The organism is Dietzia sp. B19 (assembly GCF_014145155.1).
In the GTDB taxonomy this organism is placed as follows: Bacteria; Actinomycetota; Actinomycetes; order Mycobacteriales; family Mycobacteriaceae; genus Dietzia; species Dietzia natronolimnaea.
Map to the genome: position 1 here is coordinate 1 of NZ_JAALED010000349.1, position 2,093 is coordinate 2,093.

At 71.2% G+C, this 2,093-nt stretch carries 2 protein-coding genes; one reads left to right on the plus strand and one right to left on the minus strand.

Annotated elements, in window-relative coordinates; translation table 11 throughout:
• Positions 1-202: 202 nt before the first annotated feature.
• The gene (gene mce, locus G6020_RS10410) at positions 203-673 is read right to left on the minus strand and encodes a methylmalonyl-CoA epimerase (protein WP_179525547.1); all 471 of its coding nucleotides are present in this window, start codon (positions 671-673) and stop codon (positions 203-205) included.
• A gap of 76 nt (positions 674-749) precedes the next feature.
• Here mce and G6020_RS10415 point away from each other — a divergent pair, with 76 nt between their 5' ends.
• On the plus strand, positions 750-1,949 hold the full coding sequence (locus tag G6020_RS10415; RefSeq protein WP_182610573.1) for an acetyl-CoA C-acetyltransferase: 1,200 nt from the start codon (positions 750-752) through the stop codon (positions 1,947-1,949).
• Positions 1,950-2,093 lie beyond the last annotated feature (144 nt).

Here is a 2,093-nt window from a genome sequence, read left to right on the forward strand (position 1 = left end):
GGCGGCAGCCCGTTCGGCCCGCTCGACGGCGGCGTCGCGGTCGGCGCGGAGGAGCTCGACCTCGGCCTCCAGGCGCGTGAGGGTGGAGGTCACCTGCTCGCGGTCGAAGCCCTTGCGGACCACCGCGAAGGGGTCGGCGCCCGTGGTGGGCATGTGTGTGCTCGACATGGCCCCACCCTAGCGGGGAGGCCCCGCCCGGACCCTAGTGCGACCCGGCGGCCGGCTCGACCAGTTCCAGGAGCACGCCCCCGGCGTCCTTGGGGTGCACGAAGTTGATCCGTGAACCCGCCGTGCCTCTCTTCGGTTCCGGGTACAGCACCCGCACACCGCGTCCGGTGAGGTGCTCGGTGATGGCCTCGATGTCGGTCACCCGGACCGCCATCTGCTGGATGCCCGGGCCGTTGCGATCCAGGTACTTGGCGATCGTCGACGACTCGTCGAGGGGGGCGAGCACCTGGAGGAGGGCGCTTCCGTCCGGTCGGCCGGGCGACCCCAGCATGGCCTCGCGTACTCCCTGCTCCTCGTTGACCTCCTCGTGGAGGTTCTCCATCCCGAGGTTGTCCCGGTACCAGGACACGGCGGCGTCGAAGTCGGGAACCGCCACTCCGACGTGGTCGATCGCCACGACGAGTTCGGCGGGGAGCAGGGGCTGGCCGGCTGGGGTAGTGGTCATGGGGACCACGGTAGTCGGTGACGGCAGACGGTAGTTTGGCGTGTACACGTACAGCCCCTCGAATGGAAGGTCCGCAATGTCCGCCGACTCCACCCGCACCGTCATCGTCTCCGGGGCCCGCACCCCGTTCGGCCGTCTCCAGGGCGGTCTGTCCTCCCTGTCCGCCCCCGAACTGGGCGGGATCGCCATCCGCGGGGCTCTCGAGCGCGGCGGCGTGCCCGCCGAGGCCGTCGATCAGGTGATCATGGGTCAGGTGCTGTCCGCCGGGAACGGGCAGATGCCCGCGCGTCAGGCGTCGCTGGCCGCCGGTATCCCCCAGCGGGTGGACGCGCTGAGCATCAACAAGATGTGCCTGTCCGGCCTGACGGCCATCGCGCTGGCGGACCAGGCGATCCGCGCCGGATACTCCGAGGTCGTCGTGGCGGGCGGCCAGGAGTCGATGTCCCAGGCGCCCCACCTGCTGCCCAAGAGCCGTGCCGGGTACAAGTACGGTTCCATCGAGGTCCTGGACCACATGGCCTACGACGGCCTGCACGACGTGCCCACCGACCAGCCGATGGGCGCGCTCACCGAAGCGCGCAACGCCGAGTTGGAGATCACCCGCGAGCACCAGGACGAGTTCGCGGCCGTCTCCCACCAGCGCGCCGCGGCCGCGTGGGCCGAGGGTCGGTTCGCGGACGAGGTGGTCCCCGTGACGGTGAAGGGCCGCAAGGGCGACACGGTCGTGGAGACCGACGAGGGTGTTCGCGCCGAGTCGACCGCCGAGTCGATGGGCAAGCTCAGGCCCGCGTTCGCGAAGGACGGGACCATCACCGCGGGATCCTCCTCCCAGATCTCCGACGGCGCCTCCGCCGTCATCGTCACCACCGCCGCCCGTGCGGAGGCCGAGGGGTGGCCGGTGCTGGCCGAGATCGTCGGCTACGGCACCGTCGCCGGCCCGGACTCGACCCTGCAGCACCAGCCCGCCGACGCGGTCCTCGACGCCTGTCGTCGTTCGGACGTCGAGGTCGACTCCATCGACCTGTTCGAGTTCAACGAGGCCTTCGCCTCGGTCGGTCTGCACTCGACCAAGGTCCTGGGCGTGAGCCCCGACAAGGTCAACGTCAACGGTGGCGCCATCTCGATCGGGCACCCGATCGGGGTGTCGGGCAACCGCGTCGTCCTGACCCTCGCACTGGAGCTGGCCCGCCGCGGCGGTGGCCTCGGGGCGGCGGCCCTCTGCGGCGGCGGCGGACAGGGTGACGCGCTGTTGATCCGCGTGCCCGCGACCAGCTGACACCCGATCGGACCGGCCGTGGCAGGATCGAAGGCGTGACGAGACCAGGTAACCGACCCCCGTCCGCCTCCGAGCAGAAGCTCGCGGCGTCCCTCGCCGGCGCCGTCGATCTGTCGGGGTTGAAGAAACGGGCGGAGGCGAAGC